The sequence below is a fragment of the Leptotrichia sp. OH3620_COT-345 genome (assembly GCF_003932895.1).
Taxonomy (GTDB): domain Bacteria; phylum Fusobacteriota; class Fusobacteriia; order Fusobacteriales; family Leptotrichiaceae; genus Pseudoleptotrichia.
The window spans coordinates 87711-107347 of sequence record NZ_RQYW01000007.1; the positions used below are offsets into that span (position 1 = coordinate 87711).

Below are 19637 nucleotides of genomic sequence, written 5' to 3' on the forward strand. Positions count from 1 at the left end.
CAATTCAGGAAAATATTATTTTAAATATCTCCCTATCTCCTTTCTTGAAACTGACCGACATTATAAGTATATTTTCAAAAATTTTCCACTGTTTTCAATTGTTCTGGATTTAATATTTTTCTTATTTTTTCATTTCTCACTTTTTTTAAATTATCATATTCCATTATGAAATCCTTTTCAGATAAACGTTCATATTTCAATTTATTAATTTCTCTTTTAAAATCTCTTTCCAGTTTTAATATTTCAGCTTTTTGTTCATTTTCTAAGTTCAAGTTATCCATCAAACTTCTGATTTTATCATTTTTTTCTTCAAATTCAAGTTTTTTCTCATTAATATATCTGTTAAAATTTGTAAGTTGCTCATAAGATAAAATTTCTGCTATTTTCAAATATCTTTCTTTTTCAATTTTATCAATTTTCTCTTTTTTCCCTTCAAACTGTTTTAATTCTTTTTCTACTTTTTCGGCTTTTTTTTGAAAATTATCAAAAATACGTGACAATTTTTTCTGCTGTTTTTGAGTAGCATTTACAGCTTGAAATATTTCTTTTTTAGAAATTTTTACAATATATACTTTTTTGTAATAATCCTCATAAGCATTTGAAATACAGCTTATACTTAAAATCATCATAAATAAAAACAATATTTTCTTTGTATTTTTCATTCTCAAATCCTCTTTCAATGTATTTTTAAATTAATTTGAAGCATTGTAATTAGGTGCTTCTTTTGTAATTATAACATCATGAGGATGACTTTCCTTTAATCCTGCATTAGTTATTTTTACAAATTTTCCGTCAGTTTTCAATTTTTCAATTGTAGGTGTTCCACAATATCCCATTCCTGACCGTAGCCCTCCACACAACTGGTAAATAGTATCTTTTAATGCTCCTTTAAACGGAACCATTGATTCTATTCCCTCAGGGACAAGTTTTTCTGTTGCCGCTTCAAGCTGAAAATACCTGTCACTACTTCCTCTTTTCATAGCTGCAAGCGAACCCATTCCCGCATATGTTTTGAATTTTCTTCCATTATATAAAATTTCTTCTCCCGGAGCTTCATTTGTCCCTGCAAGAAGTCCTCCCAGCATAACACAGTCTGCTCCTGCCGCTATAGCTTTCACTATGTCTCCTGATAACTTTATCCCTCCATCAGCTATAAGTCCTATAGATTTCTTCTGACATACTTCGGCTATTTCAAGTATAGCTGTTATTTGAGGAACTCCCACTCCTGAAATCACCCTTGTCGTACATATTGACCCCGGTCCTACTCCGACTTTTACTGCATCTACTCCCGCTTTTATAAGATCAAGTGCAGCTTCTTTCGTTACAATATTTCCTCCGATTAAATCTAAATCAGGAAATGCTTTTCTTATTTCCTTTATTTTTTTTACAACACCTTCAGAATGTCCATGAGCCGAATCTACCGTAATTATATCTACTCCCGCTTCAACAAGTGCTTCAATTCTTCTTATTGTATCATTACCTATTCCCACAGCCGCTCCTACCCTCAGTCTTCCTTGGGAATCTTTACAAGCATTGGGATAATTTATAATATTATCAATATCTTTTATTGTTATAAGACCTTTAAGTTTTTTATCCTGAACGATAGGCAGTTTTTCAATTCTATGCTCAAGAAGAATAGCTTTTGCTTGGTCTAACGTAGTACCTACAGGAGCGGTTATCAGATTTTCCTTTGTCATTATTTCTTCTACTTTCATTGAAAAATCTTCTCTATATTTCAAATCCCTATTAGTAATAATACCTTTCAAATTACCTTTTTTATCTACTATAGGTAATCCTGAAATTTTATAAGTTTTCATCAACTCATTTGCTTCCATCAATATAGCATTTTCCCCTAAAGTAATTGGATTTGTTATCATTCCACTTTCATACCTTTTTACCTTTTCAACTTCATCCGCCTGTCTTTCAATAGTCATATTTTTATGAATAAATCCTATTCCTCCCTCCCTTGCAATGGCAATAGCAAGCTGAGATTCGGTTACCGTATCCATTGCAGCACTAATAATAGGAATGTTTAATACCAGTTTTTCCGTAACTTTCGTTTTTAGAGAAACTTCATGAGGCAACACTTCTGAGGCTTGCGGAATAAGCAGAACATCATCGAAAGTCAGTCCTTCCATTAAAATCTTAGATTTTTGACTCATTTCTTTAATCCTCCCTGTCTGAAATTTATATATTGTGTTTTCTATTTTATTAGATATAACTTATAAATTATAATATTATAACATAAATAATAGATAAAATACAAAAATTTTATTCTTTTTACTGTAAACTTTTTCAATAAAATTATAAAAATACATACAACTATAAATTTAATATTTTTAAAATATTTGTTATTTATAAATTTATTTTTTCAGTTAATAAAACAACTTTTATTAGATTTAATCTACATATTCTTTTATTAAAAAAATTTACCTTGACATTGTATTTTTAAAACACTATAATACTTATCGTCACATTACAAATAAGCATAGGAGTTAACAAAAAATCATGAAAGAGAAATTTACTAAAACTTTGAAAGAACATCTGTTTATAGGGATCGGTGTTTTTGTACTTGCATTCGGTCTTCATTTTTTCCTATTTCCGAATAAAATAGCAAGTGGAGGAATTACAGGACTGGCTTTAGTTATAAACCATGCTTTTGGATTTCCCAACAGTATAGTTATAACTGTAGGAAATATAATATTATTTTCATTGGGATTTCTTGTAATCAGCGGACAGTTCGGTGTTAAAAGTGTATATGCTTCCATTCTTTTGTCGGTAGCACTTTCAATATTCGAAAGATTTTTTCCTCATTATTCATTTACTCAAAATCTTATTCTTGCTACAATATTCGGAAGCGTTTTTGTTGCAATGGGAGCAACCACAGTTTTTGCCTATGATGCTTCTACAGGCGGAACATCTATTATTGGTAAAATCATACATCAGTATTTTCATATTCGACTTGGAATGGCAAGTTTCATTGTCGATGCAGTCGTAACAGTTCTGGCTGTCTTCACATTCGGTGTAGAGCTTGCACTTTTTGGGCTTTTAAGTGTTTATATAACGGGATTTATGACAGACAAATTTATAGATGGATTTAATTCAAGAAAACAGATTTTTATAATAACACAGAACAAAGAAATTATTATAGAATATATTTTAAGAGATTTTGACAGAGGTTGTACTGTATTTAACGGAATCGGAGGTTATTCCGGAGTTCCGAGAGATGTTCTTCTTACAATTCTTGACAGAAGGCAATTTATTCATTTGAGAAAATTTTTAAAAGTTAATGATCCGACCGCTTTTATGACAGTAACTGAAACTACAAAAGTATTCGGTCTTGGTTTTGATCAATTTCATTAATAAAAGATATTAAAGAAATATTTATGTATAAATTTTAATAAAACAACTTTATATTACCTCATCTATTTTTATAACTTAGACTTTACGGTAATAAAAATGTAACGGTAAAAATATTCCGAAAATATTTTTTATATTGTTTCAGGTCATATAATATCTATGAGGATTTAAAAAACCGAACTTTAAAGTTCGGTTTTTTCATAATTTTTTTCTACATTTAATTTTATTATTTCTATAATTGTATCAGTAGCTTTTTCCATACTTTCCAAAGCTATAAATTCATATTTTCCATGAAAGTTTTCCCCCCCGGCAAATATATTCGGCGTAGGAAGCCCCATAAAAGATATTTTAGATCCGTCAGTTCCTCCACGTATAGGTTTTATAATAGGTTCAATATTTAAATTTTCCATTGCTTCCCTTGCAATATCTACGACATACATATGGTCTTTTATAATTTCTCCCATATTATAGTATTGATCTTTCAACACTACTTTAACTGTATCTTTTCCATATCTTTCATTTATTTTTTTTGCTACATCTTCTGCAAATTTCTTTTTTTCCAAAAATTTATTTTTATCATGATCTCTTAATATATACATAAGTTCTGCATCTTCACAATTGGAATTTATACCTTCAAGAAAGTAAAATCCTTCGTAACCTTCTGTTTTTTCAGGTACTTCGGCAGATGGAAACATGGATGCCAGTTCCACTGCAATTAAACTTGCATTTTTCATTTTATCTTTGGCGGTTCCGGGATGAACGCTTTTACCTTTTATCTTATAAACTGCCTGTGCCGCATTAAAGCTTTCATATTCCAACTCTCCTACCGGTCCTCCGTCCATTGTATAGGCAAAATCCGCTCCAAATTCTTCCACATTGAAATTATCAGCACCTCTTCCTATTTCCTCATCAGGTCCAAAAGCTACTTTCACTGTTCCATGTTTTATTTCAGGATGATTTATAAGATATTTCATTGCTTCCATTATTTCTACAATTCCCGCTTTATCATCAGCACCTAGTAATGTTGTTCCGTCTGTTGTGATAACGGTTTTTGAAACATAATTTTCTAAATTCGGAAATTCTTCGGTATACATAGTAATTCCTAAATCTTTATTCAAAATAATATCTTTTCCATCGTAATTTTCAATTATTTGAGGATTGACATCCACTGCATTGAAATCCGCCGTATCCATATGTGCTATAAAACCTATTACAGGAACTTTTTTGTCTATATTGGATGGCAATGTACCGTTTACGAAACATGCATCATTTACATATACATTTTCAAGACCTATTTCTTCCATTTCTTTTTTTAAAAGTTTTGCAAATTCAATCTGGGAAGGAGTAGATGGTATAGTTTCACTACTCTCGTCAGATCTTGTTTCAAATTTTACATATTTCAAAAATCTTTCTTTTAAAGTATCATACATAATCTTCACCTTCTCTTCCTCATATTCTTGAATTATAAATAACTCATAGGATTTACAATATTTACTCCTCTACGTGTTTCAAAGTATAAATTTGGCTGTTTTGTAATTTGATCTCTTCCTAAAGACCCTACCGTTTGTCCTTTATTTACCCTTGAACCTTTTGATACTGATACACCGGCAAGATTTCCGTAAACAGTTACAAGACCTCCATGATCTATTATAACAACTCCTCCAAGATTATTAAGAGAGCCTGCATATATTACCACTCCGCTATCCGCAGCTTTTACCGCCTGTCCTACCGAGCCTCGGATTTCGATTCCGTTACTTTTCAGTCCTGCCACTTTTTGTTGACCATATCCCACTACTATTGAACCGTTTATAGGCATTATAAGATTTCCTGTTCCTTTAGGGACATTTACTGCAGGTGTCTTTTTTGTTGAAGCGGTATTAGTATTTGAAGTATTTCTTGACGGTGTTGATTTCTGACCTGCCAGATCATTATTCTGTCTTTCTGTCCCCGCTTTTCTCTGAGCTTCAGCTTCTCTACGTATTCTTGCAGCTTCTTCCTGCTTTCTTTTTTCTTCAGCAGCTCTCTGCATTGCAAGTTCCCTTTCTCTAATAGCCCTCTGAATAATTGCCTGTATCTGTGCGTTCAGTCTCTTTTTCTCGGAAATAAGTTGATTATTATTTTTTTCAATTTTTTTATTTTCCGTATTAAGAACTTTCTGTTTTCCTCTAAGCTGGGCAATAAGAAGATTTTTTTCCTTTTTAGCTGCATTTAACTGTCTATTCTTACTTTCCAGTTCAGCTCTTGCAGCTCTCACTTTTGCGGCTTCAGCCTGATTTCTGGATTTTATACTTTCTTCCCTCTGCTTCCTAGTTTCTACTCCCTTTTTATCCTCTTCCACTTTTTGAATATAGTCCGTTTGCTTATTCAAAAGTATTTTCAAATCATGAGTCATTTTTACTTGGACAGCAGAATTGGAACTTCCTACTGAAGCTGACATTTCTCTGTTTCTTCTTATTTTATCCCACGTTTTTATTTTTTTATAAAGATCTTCTTTGTTTACATTGATTATTTCAGTATCTCTGTTTATCTCTGAAATATTTTTTCTTATGTTCTCGTTATTTACTCCTATTTGTCTTAATATTTCAGTATATCTCTTTTCAGCTTCGTTATACTCCGCCTGTAATTTTGCTATATTTTTATCAAGCTTCCTTACTTGATCCAAAGTCACATTTTCAGTACTTTTTGCTTTGGAAATTTCAGTTTTGTTTTTATTGATTTTCTGATTATTCTGATTAACTTGATTATCAATCTGTTGTATTCTTTTCTTATTATCTTCTATCTGATCTGAGAAAATCAAAAATATTGTACAAATAAATAATGAAAGTTTTAATATCGTCTTTTTCATTTTTACTCCTTATTTTCCTCATTTTGAGTATTACTGTCTAAAGCAGGTTTGATTTTAGCTTTCTTTTCCTTTTTCCCTGATACATAGTATCCATGCAATCCTATAAAATTAGAGAAAAATGTTATTACAAATCCTAAAAACAAAGAAATCAGATAAATTCCGAGCAATTCCCTGTTAGTCGAATTTCCTACTATACCCGAATGAAGTATGTTAATTCCTTCAACAATAAATTTCTGAAGTTTCCAAAACACTAAAAATCCTATGATGGAAGAAAGAGCAACTAAAATTTTACCTTCAAGGAAATATGTAAGTTTAATAAGAGTTCCTGACACTCCTGTTGCAATTAAATCTCTTATTTCCTTTCTTCTCAACCTTACTCCGAAACTTGTAATATTCATTATCAATATAGATGCAATAACTATAGATCCTATTCCTCCGAAAAGTACCAACTTATCAAGACTTTTACTGAATTTATTTGTTTTTTCAATCATTTGTGCTCTCATATCTAACTCTGTAACTTCAGAATTTTTAAGTAGCTCTTCTTTCAGAGAATTTACATTTGCATTTTTATCAACATATATATAAAAACTGTCCTGTAAAGGATTTTCCTCATCTGCCAAATCCACTTTCAATTCTTTTTCAAGTATTTGAAAAGCACTTTCTTTAGAAACATATTTTATTGTTTGAATACCGTTTATTTTCAGAAGCTTCCCTTGAAACTGGGAAATTTCATCTTCTGTCATTGTTTTCACATAAACAATCGCCTGATTGGAATTTTCCATTTTGGCTTTAAAATCATTCAAATTAAATACTCCGAAAATAAATATATCAAGTAATACAAATACAGTTATTAAAGAAATTAATGATGAAAAAAATAACCCTTTCTCTTTATTTATATTTCTAAAAGTTTCTTGAATAGGACTAAACATCTGTTACTACCTCCACTATTTATTTAATACTTTATTTTTTAATCTATTCTATTTATTTTTTAAAACTGTTTCAGCTATATCTTTTGCTCTTAAATTATATTTGTCAAGCATTGTATCTCCATCCGCACTTTGTCCGAATACGTCATATATTCCATGTTTTACTATTTTTACAGGATTTACTTCGGATAAATATTCTGAAACTGCACTTCCCAGTCCGCCAACTACAGAGTGCTCCTCACTTGTCACTATAAATTTACATTCTTTTGCCGCCTTTAAGACTGTTTCTTTATCGAGAGGCTTTATTGTCGACATATTTATTACTCTTGCATTTACTCCCTCTTTTTCAAGGAGTTTTGCTGCCTCAATCGCTTCATAAACCATTAATCCTGTAGCTATTATTGCTACATCATTACCTTCAGTCAATGTTACAGCCTTCCCTATTTCAAATTTATAACTGTCGTCAAATAATACGGGAATATTCAGTCTTCCCAGCCTTATATATACAGGTCCCTGATAATCCGCTGCAGCCATAACCATTTTTTCAGTTTCGACAGCATCTGCCGGAGAAAGTACAACCATTCCCGGCAGTGATCTCATAAGTGCCATATCTTCTACAGACTGATGTGAACCTCCGTCTTCTCCCAGAGAAATTCCTGCATGAGTAGGGCATATTTTAACATTCAGTTTTGGATATACTATGCTGTTTCTAATCTGATCAAATGCTCTTCCTGCAGCAAAATGTGCAAAAGTTGAAGCAAAAGGTATTTTTCCTGTTGTTGCTATTCCTGCTGCCGTTCCCATCATATCTGCTTCAGCTATTCCGACATTTATATGTCTTTCAGGAAACTCTTTCTGAAAAAATACTGTATATGTTGATTTAGACAAATCCGCTTCCAATACTACTACATCTTTATTTTCTTTACCTAATTTTACTAATGCCTCTCCATAGGCCTGTCTTGTTGATTTTTTAACCATTTCCATAACCTCCTATTGTAATTCTTCCATTGCTTTTTTATATTCATCATCATTAGGAGCAGCTCCATGAAATCCCGGATTATTCTCCATAAACGAAACACCTTTTCCTTTTACTGTTTTAGCCACTATAACTGTCGGCTTCCCTTTAACATTTCTTGCTTCTTCAAAAGCTTTTATTATTTCCTCATAGTTATGCCCGTCTATTTCTATTACATTCCAATTAAATGATTTAAATTTCTCTCCTACAGGATATACATCCATTACGTCAGATACTTTTCCATCTATCTGCAGATTATTATAATCAACTATCGCAACTAAATTGTCAAGCTTATAATGAGCGGAAGTCATGGCAGCTTCCCATATTTGTCCTTCCTGAAGTTCTCCATCACCTAATATCGTATAAACTCTGAAATCATTATTATATATTTTCGAACTAAGTGCCATTCCGTTTGCAACTGATAGACCCTGACCGAGTGAACCTGTAGACATTTCCACTCCCGGCAATTTTTTCATATCAGGATGCCCCTGAAGAGGTGATCCCCATTTTCTTAAAGTCGGTATCAACTCTTTATCTGCATATCCTTTTTCAATTAAAGTGGCATAAAGTGCAGGAGCAGCATGCCCTTTACTCAGTACAAATCTGTCTCTGTTTTCAGCCTTAGGATTCTGAGCATTCACATTCATTTCTTTCCAATACAATACAGCCATAATATCGGCAATTGAAAGAGAACCTCCCGGATGACCCGATTTTGCTCCGTATATCATTTCAATGATATTTTTTCTCAGGTCTTTTGCTTTTTCCTTCAATTCTTTAATTTCCATAAAAACCTCCATAAATTTTTAATCTTCTTTTTTTAATTTATAAAAAAACAATGATATTCCAAAAAATATTAATGCTGTTACCAGCGTAGTTTTTACTCCTAACCCCGTGGCAACTTTTAAACCGTTAATATTTTTAGCACTTCCTAATGTAATTACCAATGAAACTGTTATCTGCTGTGCAAGAAATGCCAATTTCAAAAACAAACCTTGTATTCCGAATAAAAATCCTTCAAGACTTACTTTTTCATTTTCTGATAGTTTAACCGATATTTCACTTAACATCGCTTGCGGAAATATAAAGGCTGACCCGCTTAACCCCGTTCCACATATAGCAAGCATGACATATGCTAAATGAATAAGTCCGTTATTTACAAAAAGCAGACCAAATGTTCCTACCATTAACAATACAATATCTAATATCAATATTTTTTTGTAACTATATTTTTTACCCCATTTATTTGTAATCGGGAAAAATATCCCGGCCACTCCGAATAATATTGCAGATATAATTGTCATCCAACTTATAGGTAAACCCATTATTATTGTCAAATAATAAGTCAGAATCCCTCTAAGTATGTTAAATCCACTGAAAAAAAAGAAAAATCCTGCAAAATATAAGATTATTTCCTTTCTCATAAGATATCTGAGAGATGATTTGAAACTTACAGTTTCATACACTTTATTATTTCCGGCAATTTCTTTTTCTTTCAGAAAAAATACACATATATATATCCCCGCTACTGCAAATACAGTCAATAAAATTACCGTTTTCCTTATCCCTACTTCAGTATTTCCTCTTCCAAGAATACTTATGAGGTATCCGGGAAAAATCAAAGCTATTCCTGTAAATACCAGTCTGAAAATGGACTGTATTGTTGAAAGATTCAATCTTTCTTCTTTAGTTTTTGCCAAATCGGGAATTAATGCGTTATATGGACCTCCTACCAATGTATAAGCTATAAAAAATAACCCCCCTACTACTGACAAATATGTTAATGTAAGCATTTGTGAATATTTCGGAGGAAAAAAATACATAATCATCAAAATTCCTAGAGGTAATCCTCCAAGCATCATAAAAAAAGATCTTTTCCCGAATTTTGACTTTGAATTATCCGACCAGTACCCTACAAGAGGATCGGAAATGGCATCTATAAGTCTTGCAGCTATATATGCCAGTACTAAATATGTCGGCTTAAGTAACGGAGTCAGATTTTTTTCAGTTTCCGGTGGAAGATAATAATAAGGGAGCCATTGATTATAGAGTTGATCCAGTATGAAATACGAAACTCCCGTTCCATATATTAAATACACTTTTTTTGTCAATCTTGACATATATTTTTCTTCACCATATCTTTCTTTCGGATTTTTCTAATTTTCTTCATCATAATCAAAATCGGAAAATTTTTCATAATAAACTGTTTCTTTTTCTTTATTTTTTTGAATTATTCCATTATTTTCAATTTCAAATAAATTTAACTGTATATTTTCATTTTCTTTATTATTTTCATTTTGAATACCTTTTAAAAAATTTCCTACTACTTCAGTATACCCTTCTTTATATTCAGGTTCTGCATATATTCTTGTATGAGAACCTTTTTCAAATACTTTTAAATACACATTTTTATACTGAGCAATATCATTGTACTCCTCCATAAGCATACCGTAAGTCGTCGCCTTATCACTTTTTGTTTGTATAATTAAAGTAGGTATTCTTCTAAGCAAATATGAAAATCTCAATTTATCAAGTTTATTCCCTACTCTTAAATTAAACACTCTTATTACTACACTGACTATAAATTTAGGTACTTTTCTTTTAGCTGCATCCTGTTTCACTCTTTTCCTTACATTTGAAATAGAACTGTCAAGTATGAGTTTATCTACTTTTATACCTTTTTTTCTAAGTTCATTACTGAATATTTTAGCGGCTATAGCAGATCCCATTCCTCCTTGAGAAAATCCATAAAGAACAAAATTATTTTTCCTAAATTTTTCATTCAGCATTTCCATCGTATGATAAATATCTTGTCCAAAACAGTACCCCATTCTAGTCTTAGCCTCATCAGATTTACCGGAATTTCTCAAATCAGGTATAAAAAAACTGTATTCGTCAGAAAGTTCCGTATCTTTGAATATTTGTAGATACTGTAAGGCAGCAAGTCTGTTTACACCTCTTCCATGGGAAATAATAACCGTTTTGTCAGCATCCTTGTTATCTATTAACCAACCATATAGTTGTATTTTTCCTGATTTATAAGCTATTTCCTTATAATTAAACCCATAGTCCATAGGATTTACTTTTTCTTCAATACTATATTTCTGTCTTAATTTTTTATTGTTATATACTTCATCCAATGTTATTCTCGGATATTTTTCTATCTGATTTAAAAAATACCTTATCGACATATAAGCTACAGCAAAGAAAAATATCATAAATAATATATTGATAGTTATTAATATTCCCACATTTCCTCCTTTTATTTTTCTTCCTGACCCGTTTTAACCAAAGGATTAAGTTTCTCTTTCTCCCCTGACAGCAATTCTTTTATTAAAAATCCGTTTTTTTCAATATTTATTTTTTCTCTATTTATATTATCATTTTTATCTATATCTTTCCAATTGACAAAGATTTTCTTTCCTAAATTTTTATTTATATTTTTCAGGTATTTACGCCCTTTATCATTAAAACCTAAAACTCTTACATAATCTATTTTGTAATTTATAGATTTTCTCCTTATATTTAAAAGAATATTCATCATTATTCTTTCAATTCTCTTTATTGAAAAATTTCTTGATTTTACATTTTTTACAAATTCTTCATAATTTAAAGATTTTTTCAAACCGTTATATATTCTAGCATAAATTTCCTCTGACGTATCATATATTTTTATTATTTCTTTCTTTGAATACGTTAAAAATTTATATTTTACTATTTTAAAAACTTCATCTTTTAAAATTTCTCTTTTTATTTTTTTCTTTTTAAGTGTTTTCTCCTTTAAAATTTTATATGTATTATTCGGAACAAACTTTTTTATTCTCTCTAAATCAACTCCGCTTTCATTATTTTCTATTTTATTTCTTATAAATGTGGCACTTGCTATACTTTTCCGTTCTTTTTCTATTTCCAGTTCATTATATTCTGAAATTTCCCTTTTTATAATGTACGGTTTTATTTTCAATTTATTTTTTTTCATTGTACGTATATATTCCAACCCTAATATATTATTAGGTTTAACTATATCATCATATCCTAATTCCTTTAAAAGAAGTTTCTGAGCTGCACTATAGCTGTTCCCTTTTTTCATATAATACATCAACTTTTTTTTATAATTCTCTTCAGACTGGATATCTACAATTTTCTCAAGTATTTCTATATTCTCTTCTTCAGCACCGAAAATTTGCATATCTACTTCCATATAATCAAGAATCTTTGTTGCCATTTTTGAAAAAATTTCCGCGTTTTGAATTGAATAATAAAGAGGAAGTTCAACCACAAGATCAATTCCGTTTTCGAGAGAAATTTCCGTTTTTTCCCACTTGTTTAAAAAAGATATCTCACCTCTCTGAACAAAATCTCCACTTATAACCGCAATCAAAAATATATCTTTCCCAAATTTTTCTTTTATTTTATTTATCTGGTATAAATGTCCGTTATGAAACGGATTATACTCAGCAACAATTCCCACTCTCATATTTTTCCTTTTCAAATACATTGATAATATGAATTTTCTTTTTTACTATTATTCTTCAAATTTCTTATAATTGTTTCATATTTTAATTTTATTTTGGCTAATAAGTTATATTTTTAATTTTAAAAGACCTCGCTGCAGCAAGGTTCTCTATTTCTTAATCATATTTTTCAGATTACCCTGTCACATACTTTACGGACAGAATCTTTTATTTTTTAGGTTATTTTACATTAAAAGTCTTAAAATGTCAACTTAAAGTGTTTCTTTAATGAGGATTTATTATCACTCTTTACTAAAACTTCTTTAGAAAAAAGTTTAACCGAAATATATTTTCCTATTCTCTTTGAAAAAAACGCCAACACAGGTTATTTTATCTTTTCTTCCCATGAAGGCTTATCACTAGCCTTATACTCGTTCTACTGACTAGAAATTTTTATTACTTACAAAATATTCATTATACTTAAAAAACAGTAATTCACTAATCGCTTCTTCATTGTAATTATAAAGAGAATGATAAAATCTAAAATAAAATAAATTATGATAAGACTTAGAAAATAAAAAGTTAAAAAAATATAAAAATAAATTGAGATAACTTTAATTATGTAAATATTTATATAAAAAAGTTGGTATTAGTTTTTCAAAAAATAAGAATTGTAATTCTAAAATATATCAAAAAACAAGAAAATCTTATAATTACTCAATTTTAAGTACAACTTATCTTTTCGTTCCAAAAAAATAAAAAATATAAAATTATTGAAATAAAAAAATAAGGGAAAATTTCCCTTATTTTTTTATAAGAGTGACATTTATTTCAGAATTTTCCAATGCACTTCCTTTTATAAAGTTTACACCGTCAAATCTTAATATATCTCCCGGTACAAGAATATGTTTTTCAGTATCATTTAAAAACATTTCCATTTTTCCTTTTAAAACTGAAAACACTATTTCTTCTTCTTCATGATTATGTGAAGGAATTATTTCCTCTTTTTTCAAAATTTTCTTGACCACTTTAAAATTATTCCCGCTAAATATTAAGCCTTGTTCACTTTTCACTGTTCCGAACATTTATATCACCTCTTTATCTTTTATTTTTAGAAAAATATTAATCTTCCATTTTTAAATTATACAACTCTACCAGTTTATTTGCAACTCCGTTTCTTGAATTACTTGAAACAATTTCAAGTTTAGGCAATGCAGCCTTTAATGTGTAATGAGCATTTTTCATAATATAACCTTTTTTAACTGATTTCAGCATTTCATAATCATTGAATCCGTCTCCAAACGCTACTATATCTTCAAATGAAAATCCTTCAATTTCTCCGAGTTTTTTTATGGCATTTGCTTTAGTTACCCCTATATCAAATATTTCAAGACATTCAGGATGTGTAAATGCTATATTTACTTCTCCATTAGTCTTATCAAGTATTATTTTTTCAAGTTTAAGTAAATCTTTATGAGGTCCTATATAAAATATTTTAGTTACATCCTTTTTTTTGGCTTCTTCCTGTGTAATCACTTCATACATATATTCGGGCTCTTCTTCAAAAGGATTTACTTTTCTTTCCTTATCTGTTAAAAACCATCTATTTTGACTATAAATATTTATATGTATCAAATCGGATACTGCCAAATAGTCTATATCCAGAATTATATTTCTATATTTCTCATCAAGATTATTTCTATACACTTCTTTTCCTTCAGCATTGTTTATAACTGCACCGTTTGCAGATATGAGAGGTATTTTTATTCCTATGGATTTCATTATATTTTTAGCATCAGGATACGCCCTTCCTGTAGCTATATAAAATTTTATCCCTTTTTCCATTAATTTTCTAATAACTTTTTTTGAGATTTCAGACACTTCCTGATCTGAATTTAACAATGTACCATCTAAGTCACTCACCACAACATTGTACATAAATCTATATTTCCTCCTCTTAAATTATTTAATATAAATTTATTATATCATAATATTTCATATTTTTTTATACTGAAATGAAAAGATTATATATATTTTATTCTAACTGTCATATAAGTCTTTGAGTGTAAACTTCTTCTAAAGATAAAACAGAAACGCTCTGTTTTATCTCAATATTAGACAAAAATTCACAATATTTTGTTATTAAACAACAAAGAAAGGCGGAAAAATGAAAAAAGCATTAGTTGGACTGTTCTTAGTTTTAGGAGTTGCTTCTTTTGCAAATAGTAAAATTGAACTTAAAGGAGCTTGGGACTTTGGAGGAAAATATCATTTTGAAAATTCTTCAATAAAAGCAAAGGGAAATGTCGGTGAAGTAGGAGCCGAATACAGATATGAAGTTATTCCGGGACTTGAAATAGGAGGAGGTTCAGCGTTCCAATTCCACAAAAAATTAAAACATAACAAAGGTTCTTTATATAATTCAGTACCTGTATACGCTACTGCAAAATACAATTTTGACACTGATTCAAGTATAAAACCTTATGTAAAAGGAGATTTAGGATACTCTATAAATACCGACAAAGCCAAAGATGGACTATACTACGGTGTAGGAGGAGGAGTTAAATTCAATAATTTTAACGTTGATGTTATGTTCAAAGAAAACAAAGGAAAATACAGTATAGGAAAAACTGACTACAAAGCTGATTATAGAAGAGTTTCTCTTGGCTTAGGTTATGATTTTAATTTAGGTTACTAAAATTATTAATAAATTAAGAATAGTCTCCATTAAACTAATTAAAAAATACAATTGAATAATTTAATTAACTCCGGAGAACTATCTCCGGTTTTTTAATATTTCCTATACAATCTACACCCCGATATGTTATAATAATTTACATAAAATTTAATAATAATATAGTAAAACGAACTTAAAATAAAATACTAAATAAACTAATCCCCGTCTTATATATACGGTTAAATTAACAAACATAATTTTAAACTGTTTTTACTATACGGAAAGGTTGATTAAAATGTCCAAAAGATTACTCAGCTGCTTTGCAAGCGATTTTGAAAAAATGACTAAAGATGAGCTTAAACTGGCAATAAAAGCAAGCGAGGGAAGAACTGTCCTCTCTGAAAATATTGTTACTCAAGAACCATTTGCACACGGTATTACAAATAGTGAGGTAGCAAGAGCTTTCGGGGCAGACCTCATCTTGCTGAATACTTTTAATGTAAACAAACCTTTTATATGGAATCTTCCGGAAACCGACGAACCTATCAAACTTCTTAAAAAGCTCATAGGAAGACCTGTAGGGGTAAACCTTGAACCTGTAGATACTGAAGCTGAAATGCTTGAAACTTTAGAACTTATTGATGAAGGACGTATCGCCTGTGAAAACTCTCTTAAAAATGCCGATAATTTAGGTTTTGATTTCATATGTTTGACAGGAAATCCCGCTACAGGAGTTACAAATAAAAAAATTGCCAATGCAATAAAACTTGCAAAAAAACATTTCGGAGGACTCATAATAGCCGGAAAAATGCACGGTTCAGGAGTTGACGAATCAATTGTCGATCTAAAGGCGATTAATGAATTTATAAGTAATGGTGCTGATATTATAATGGTTCCTGCCGTAGGTACCGTTCCCGGATTTACACAAAACGAATTAATTGAAACAGTAAAATATATTAAAAAAAGAAATTGCCTTGTTATGTCGGCAATAGGTACAAGTCAAGAAAGCGGGAGAAAAGAACTTATAAGAGAAATCGCTCTTATGAATAAAATCGCAGGGGTTGATATCCAACATACAGGAGACGGAAGCCATTCGGGAATTTCCCCTTATGAAAATATTTTTGAGCTTTCCCTTGCATTACGAGGTTCAAGACATACCGTTCGTATGATTGCCGGATCTAATAACAGATAATTTTTCGTAAAAATGAAAGTAATTTTATAAATTAAAAAATAATTCTCAAACTGTAAATATATTTTTCAGAACTATAAACTGATATTTATTAATAATATTCGTAAAATAATAAAATATATAGCCTTGTTATATTTTCCGAATTATAAATATTACATAATTTATTTTAAAAAAGATAAAAATATTTTGAAAAATTATAAAAATTTATTTTCCCCTTCAAACTTTAACTCGAAATTTGCATAATACGTATGATCACAATAATAAAAAACATTTTTCAAAATTAAAAATTTTAAAAGAGAGATAAAACTGTTATTATCTCTCTTTAACTTATAATTACATAATTTATAAAATTAAATTTTTTGAAAAATTCAAATATTTCAATTCATTCAAAAAAGATTTACCAACTTCCGCCACCGCCACCGCCGGAACCGCCACCTGAGAACCCTCCTCCTCCTGAAAATCCGCCGCCGCCAAAATTTCCTCCGCTTGAGCTTCTTGAAGAACTGAACTTCTCTTGAAATATTTTTTCCTGTACCTTATTATATTCCCTCGATAACGACCTCGTCAACTCGTAATTATAATATGAAGGAGCATACACTCTATGATTTATATACTGTTCCGCTTCTTCAAAATTGTACAATTTTATAGATCTTTTCATAAGATTCACAGCTTCATTTTTTACTCCCAATGCTATTGCAAAAGGAAGAATGTCTCTAAAATAATTCACTAATTCATCTATATCATTAAACTTCTTAATCTGATTTTCTTCTGCAGTTTTTATGTACATTTTCATTCCGTTCAGATATTCTTTTTTTCTTAAGCCCTCATTTGTATATTTCCCTATAAGTTTCATGTAACTTAATAACAGTGATACATAATATACTGAAAATATTAGAAACTCTACACCCATACTTAAAGATACTATAAATATTACTATGCATACTCCTATTATTAACGGGATTTTCCCTATTGTTTTTAATATAGAACCTAATATGGAAATAAATACACCCCCTATATAAAACACTACTATGAATGAAAAAATATTAGACTGGTTTATCCTCGTTCCCTTAAACATTAAAATAAAAAATACGGGTATTACAAGAAAAAACGGTATTAAAAATCCATAATTATGTTTATAAACCATATTATTGTATTTATCACTTAAATCTTTTAAAATTGTATTTCCTGCTTTGTAAAGTGCTTCTCCATCACTGAAAATGTCATTTTCATTTGAAGACAGTGCATTTAAAAGTCTCGTTTCCTCTTTATACAGTTTTCTGCTATCTTCTATAACTTTATTATATTTGACATTTTGTACGTTACCTTCCGTATCTTCTGCAATTATAAATCCTTTTGACAGAAGTGAAAATATCCCTATACTCAATATCTCTTTAGGGTCTCTTACCCCGTTTATATATGCTGTAAACATGGCCGACATATCTTTAGGTGTATTAAACTCCGGAATTATCGCTTTTCGGGCAGGATCCCTTCCAAAAAACATCCATGTTACAAAAGCATATACAGTAAGTAAAAAAAGTAAAATAGGTCCTATAATAAGTATAGGATTTGTATAATATATAAGTTTCAGTTTATCTAAAAGTGTCGGGCTTATTTTATCCGTTTTCAAATTTAGTAAAAATGTAAGTCCGCTGTCAGGAGAGAGTTTTTCTTTTGTGGTAATATTGATTTCTCCATTATTTTCCAGTACATTATAATTTTGAAGTTTTTCACCGTAACTTCCTGTATTAATCTCCAGTTTTGAAATTTCATTCTTTTCTATTTTCAAATTATCAGCAAATTTTACAGTTATATTTGCTTTTTCAATAGGTACTCTCCAAAACTGCCCTATAGCATTATAATATACTTGATATATTCCGTCTTTTTCAAATACTGCATTATAAATAACATAGTTAAATTCATATCTGTTAATACCTACATCTACATATCTGTCTGCTGAGCCTACTTTGTATCTTATCCCGTCAACAAAATTTTCAACAGAGTATTCTTCCGGATTACCATTTCTAAAAATGGAATTCATTTTAACAAAAGATTTATTAATGTCCAAACCGTTTTTTTTACTTTTCAAAGGAATATCCCTATAAATTCCATGTTTCCATTCTTCAAGCTCATAATCTATTATTTCATTTACAGATAATGTTGAATCTTTATTTATCAGAATTATAACATTATAATTTTTTATAACTTCAGCTTTTAAAATCTCTCCTTTAAATACAAAAAACACTATAGATATAAATATTACCGTAAAAATATTTTTTAATCTTTTCTCTTTTAAATTCCACATACCCCTTTCCTTTCTATTTATTTTATATTCTTTTCTATTTCTCTCACACTCAAAACTTTTTCCAAAAAATATGAATTATTTGACTCAAAAAAATAATTACCTGAATATTGGAAATTTTGAGTTTTCAAGAATAACAAGTATTTTTGAGGACTAAAAATTTTTGCAGTCAATAGCAGATATATAAAACCGATGATGAATCCTCATTCAAAATAAAATAAATTACTACCGCCTTCAGTTTTCATTAAAAGCAGTAGTATTTTCCGGCATTATAATTTTTTTCTGTTAATATATATAAACTATGTAGCGACATTAAAACTTAACTTCGGGTACTCTTTCAGCACCTTCAGCTGCATTAAAAAATTCAGCTTTCTTAAATCCCAAAAATCCCCCGATAATATTATTAGGAAAAGTTTCAACAAACGTATTTCTATCTCTTGCAGTTCCATTGTAATATTTTCTTGAACTTTGTATTTCAGTTTCTATCTGTGATAACTGAGACTGTAAACTTAAAAAATTTTCATTAGCTTTCAAATCAGGATAGTTTTCCTGTAACATCATAATTGACCTCAATGTTTTTGTGAGTTCATTTTCAATTTTCTGAATTTTTTCGATATTATCAATATCCTTTGTATCTATGGACATCATTTGACTTCTAAGCTTCACTACATTCTCCAGAGTTTCTTTTTCATGTACCGCATAACCTTTCACAGTATTTACAAGATTAGGTATCAAATCCAGCCTTTTCTGAAGATAAATCTCTATACCGCTCCAACCTTCTTCATTAAGATTCTTCAATTTGATATATTTATTATATGCTCCTATTCCTATTAAAATTGAAAGTCCAATTATCCCTAAAATTACTATAAACATTT

Annotated in this window: 17 protein-coding genes; 3 read left to right on the forward strand and 14 right to left on the reverse strand. The window is 29.8% G+C overall.

Annotated features, from left to right (window positions below):
• Nucleotides 1-74 precede the first annotated feature (74 nt).
• Nucleotides 75-662 (reverse strand): viral A-type inclusion protein, encoded by a 588-nt coding sequence (locus EII29_RS05810; protein WP_125236593.1) that lies wholly within the window; start codon nucleotides 660-662, stop codon nucleotides 75-77.
• Between the two features lie 30 nt (nucleotides 663-692).
• Entirely contained in the window at nucleotides 693-2162 is a 1470-nt protein-coding gene (gene guaB / locus EII29_RS05815; protein ID WP_125236594.1) for an IMP dehydrogenase, read from the reverse strand.
• Between the two features lie 346 nt (nucleotides 2163-2508).
• On the opposite strand from guaB, the gene EII29_RS05820 reads away from it, so the two are divergent.
• The gene (locus EII29_RS05820; RefSeq protein WP_125236595.1) at nucleotides 2509-3363 is read left to right on the forward strand and encodes a YitT family protein; all 855 of its coding nucleotides are present in this window, start codon (nucleotides 2509-2511) and stop codon (nucleotides 3361-3363) included.
• Between the two features lie 179 nt (nucleotides 3364-3542).
• On the opposite strand, the gene pepT is transcribed toward EII29_RS05820, so the two are convergent.
• From pepT to EII29_RS05870, 10 genes are all read right to left on the reverse strand, one after another.
• Nucleotides 3543-4790, reverse strand: a complete 1248-nt coding sequence (gene pepT, locus EII29_RS05825; RefSeq protein WP_125236596.1) for a peptidase T — start codon at nucleotides 4788-4790, stop codon at nucleotides 3543-3545.
• Between the two features lie 32 nt (nucleotides 4791-4822).
• A complete protein-coding gene (locus EII29_RS05830) occupies nucleotides 4823-6205 on the reverse strand; it encodes a murein hydrolase activator EnvC (protein WP_125236597.1) in 1383 nt (460 codons plus the stop codon).
• A gap of 2 nt (nucleotides 6206-6207) precedes the next feature.
• Nucleotides 6208-7134 carry an ABC transporter permease gene (locus EII29_RS05835; protein ID WP_125236598.1) on the reverse strand — a complete coding sequence of 309 codons (927 nt, stop codon included), beginning with the start codon at nucleotides 7132-7134 and terminating at the stop codon, nucleotides 6208-6210.
• Nucleotides 7135-7182: 48 nt separating this feature from the next.
• The gene (locus tag EII29_RS05840; protein WP_125236599.1) at nucleotides 7183-8109 is read right to left on the reverse strand and encodes a transketolase family protein; all 927 of its coding nucleotides are present in this window, start codon (nucleotides 8107-8109) and stop codon (nucleotides 7183-7185) included.
• 12 nt (nucleotides 8110-8121) lie between these two features.
• Nucleotides 8122-8931 carry a transketolase gene (locus EII29_RS05845; RefSeq protein WP_125236600.1) on the reverse strand — a complete coding sequence of 270 codons (810 nt, stop codon included), beginning with the start codon at nucleotides 8929-8931 and terminating at the stop codon, nucleotides 8122-8124.
• A gap of 18 nt (nucleotides 8932-8949) precedes the next feature.
• The gene (locus EII29_RS05850; RefSeq protein WP_125236601.1) at nucleotides 8950-10263 is read right to left on the reverse strand and encodes an MFS transporter; all 1314 of its coding nucleotides are present in this window, start codon (nucleotides 10261-10263) and stop codon (nucleotides 8950-8952) included.
• A gap of 36 nt (nucleotides 10264-10299) precedes the next feature.
• Nucleotides 10300-11394, reverse strand: a complete 1095-nt coding sequence (locus EII29_RS05855; RefSeq protein WP_125236602.1) for an alpha/beta fold hydrolase — start codon at nucleotides 11392-11394, stop codon at nucleotides 10300-10302.
• A gap of 11 nt (nucleotides 11395-11405) precedes the next feature.
• On the reverse strand, nucleotides 11406-12620 hold the full coding sequence (locus EII29_RS05860) for a nucleotidyltransferase family protein (RefSeq protein ID WP_125236603.1): 1215 nt from the start codon (nucleotides 12618-12620) through the stop codon (nucleotides 11406-11408).
• Nucleotides 12621-13400: 780 nt separating this feature from the next.
• A complete protein-coding gene (locus EII29_RS05865) occupies nucleotides 13401-13682 on the reverse strand; it encodes a cupin domain-containing protein (RefSeq protein WP_125236604.1) in 282 nt (93 codons plus the stop codon).
• A gap of 37 nt (nucleotides 13683-13719) precedes the next feature.
• Nucleotides 13720-14535, reverse strand: coding sequence for a Cof-type HAD-IIB family hydrolase (locus tag EII29_RS05870; RefSeq protein ID WP_125236605.1), 816 nt, complete (start codon nucleotides 14533-14535; stop codon nucleotides 13720-13722).
• A gap of 229 nt (nucleotides 14536-14764) precedes the next feature.
• On the opposite strand from EII29_RS05870, the gene EII29_RS05875 reads away from it, so the two are divergent.
• A complete protein-coding gene (locus EII29_RS05875) occupies nucleotides 14765-15295 on the forward strand; it encodes an outer membrane beta-barrel protein (RefSeq protein ID WP_125236606.1) in 531 nt (176 codons plus the stop codon).
• A 274-nt stretch (nucleotides 15296-15569) separates the two neighbouring features.
• Nucleotides 15570-16466: a haloacid dehalogenase-like hydrolase gene (locus EII29_RS05880; RefSeq protein ID WP_125236607.1), complete on the forward strand. Its 897-nt coding sequence runs from the start codon at nucleotides 15570-15572 to the stop codon at nucleotides 16464-16466.
• A gap of 394 nt (nucleotides 16467-16860) precedes the next feature.
• Here EII29_RS05880 and EII29_RS05885 read toward each other — a convergent pair whose 3' ends face one another.
• Together EII29_RS05885 and EII29_RS05890 are read right to left on the reverse strand one after the other, a co-directional pair.
• A complete protein-coding gene (locus EII29_RS05885; RefSeq protein WP_125236608.1) occupies nucleotides 16861-18765 on the reverse strand; it encodes a DUF2207 domain-containing protein in 1905 nt (634 codons plus the stop codon).
• 309 nt (nucleotides 18766-19074) lie between these two features.
• Nucleotides 19075-19635, reverse strand: coding sequence for a LemA family protein (locus EII29_RS05890; RefSeq protein ID WP_125236609.1), 561 nt, complete (start codon nucleotides 19633-19635; stop codon nucleotides 19075-19077).
• Nucleotides 19636-19637 lie beyond the last annotated feature (2 nt).

Excerpts from the sequence above, each read along its gene's own strand:
- EII29_RS05810 (WP_125236593.1), bottom strand. The coding sequence starts at position 662 with ATGAAAAATACAAAGAAAATATTGTTTTTATTTATGATGATTTTAAGT.
- guaB (WP_125236594.1), bottom strand. The coding sequence starts at position 2,162 with ATGAGTCAAAAATCTAAGATTTTAATGGAAGGACTGACTTTCGATGAT.
- EII29_RS05820 (WP_125236595.1), top strand. The coding sequence starts at position 2,509 with ATGAAAGAGAAATTTACTAAAACTTTGAAAGAACATCTGTTTATAGGG.
- pepT (WP_125236596.1), bottom strand. The coding sequence starts at position 4,790 with ATGTATGATACTTTAAAAGAAAGATTTTTGAAATATGTAAAATTTGAA.
- EII29_RS05830 (WP_125236597.1), bottom strand. The coding sequence starts at position 6,205 with ATGAAAAAGACGATATTAAAACTTTCATTATTTATTTGTACAATATTT.
- EII29_RS05835 (WP_125236598.1), bottom strand. The coding sequence starts at position 7,134 with ATGTTTAGTCCTATTCAAGAAACTTTTAGAAATATAAATAAAGAGAAA.
- EII29_RS05840 (WP_125236599.1), bottom strand. The coding sequence starts at position 8,109 with ATGGTTAAAAAATCAACAAGACAGGCCTATGGAGAGGCATTAGTAAAA.
- EII29_RS05845 (WP_125236600.1), bottom strand. The coding sequence starts at position 8,931 with ATGGAAATTAAAGAATTGAAGGAAAAAGCAAAAGACCTGAGAAAAAAT.
- EII29_RS05850 (WP_125236601.1), bottom strand. The coding sequence starts at position 10,263 with ATGTCAAGATTGACAAAAAAAGTGTATTTAATATATGGAACGGGAGTT.
- EII29_RS05860 (WP_125236603.1), bottom strand. The coding sequence starts at position 12,620 with ATGAGAGTGGGAATTGTTGCTGAGTATAATCCGTTTCATAACGGACAT.
- EII29_RS05865 (WP_125236604.1), bottom strand. The coding sequence starts at position 13,682 with ATGTTCGGAACAGTGAAAAGTGAACAAGGCTTAATATTTAGCGGGAAT.
- EII29_RS05870 (WP_125236605.1), bottom strand. The coding sequence starts at position 14,535 with ATGTACAATGTTGTGGTGAGTGACTTAGATGGTACATTGTTAAATTCA.
- EII29_RS05875 (WP_125236606.1), top strand. The coding sequence starts at position 14,765 with ATGAAAAAAGCATTAGTTGGACTGTTCTTAGTTTTAGGAGTTGCTTCT.
- EII29_RS05880 (WP_125236607.1), top strand. The coding sequence starts at position 15,570 with ATGTCCAAAAGATTACTCAGCTGCTTTGCAAGCGATTTTGAAAAAATG.
- EII29_RS05885 (WP_125236608.1), bottom strand. The coding sequence starts at position 18,765 with ATGTGGAATTTAAAAGAGAAAAGATTAAAAAATATTTTTACGGTAATA.
- EII29_RS05890 (WP_125236609.1), bottom strand. The coding sequence starts at position 19,635 with ATGTTTATAGTAATTTTAGGGATAATTGGACTTTCAATTTTAATAGGA.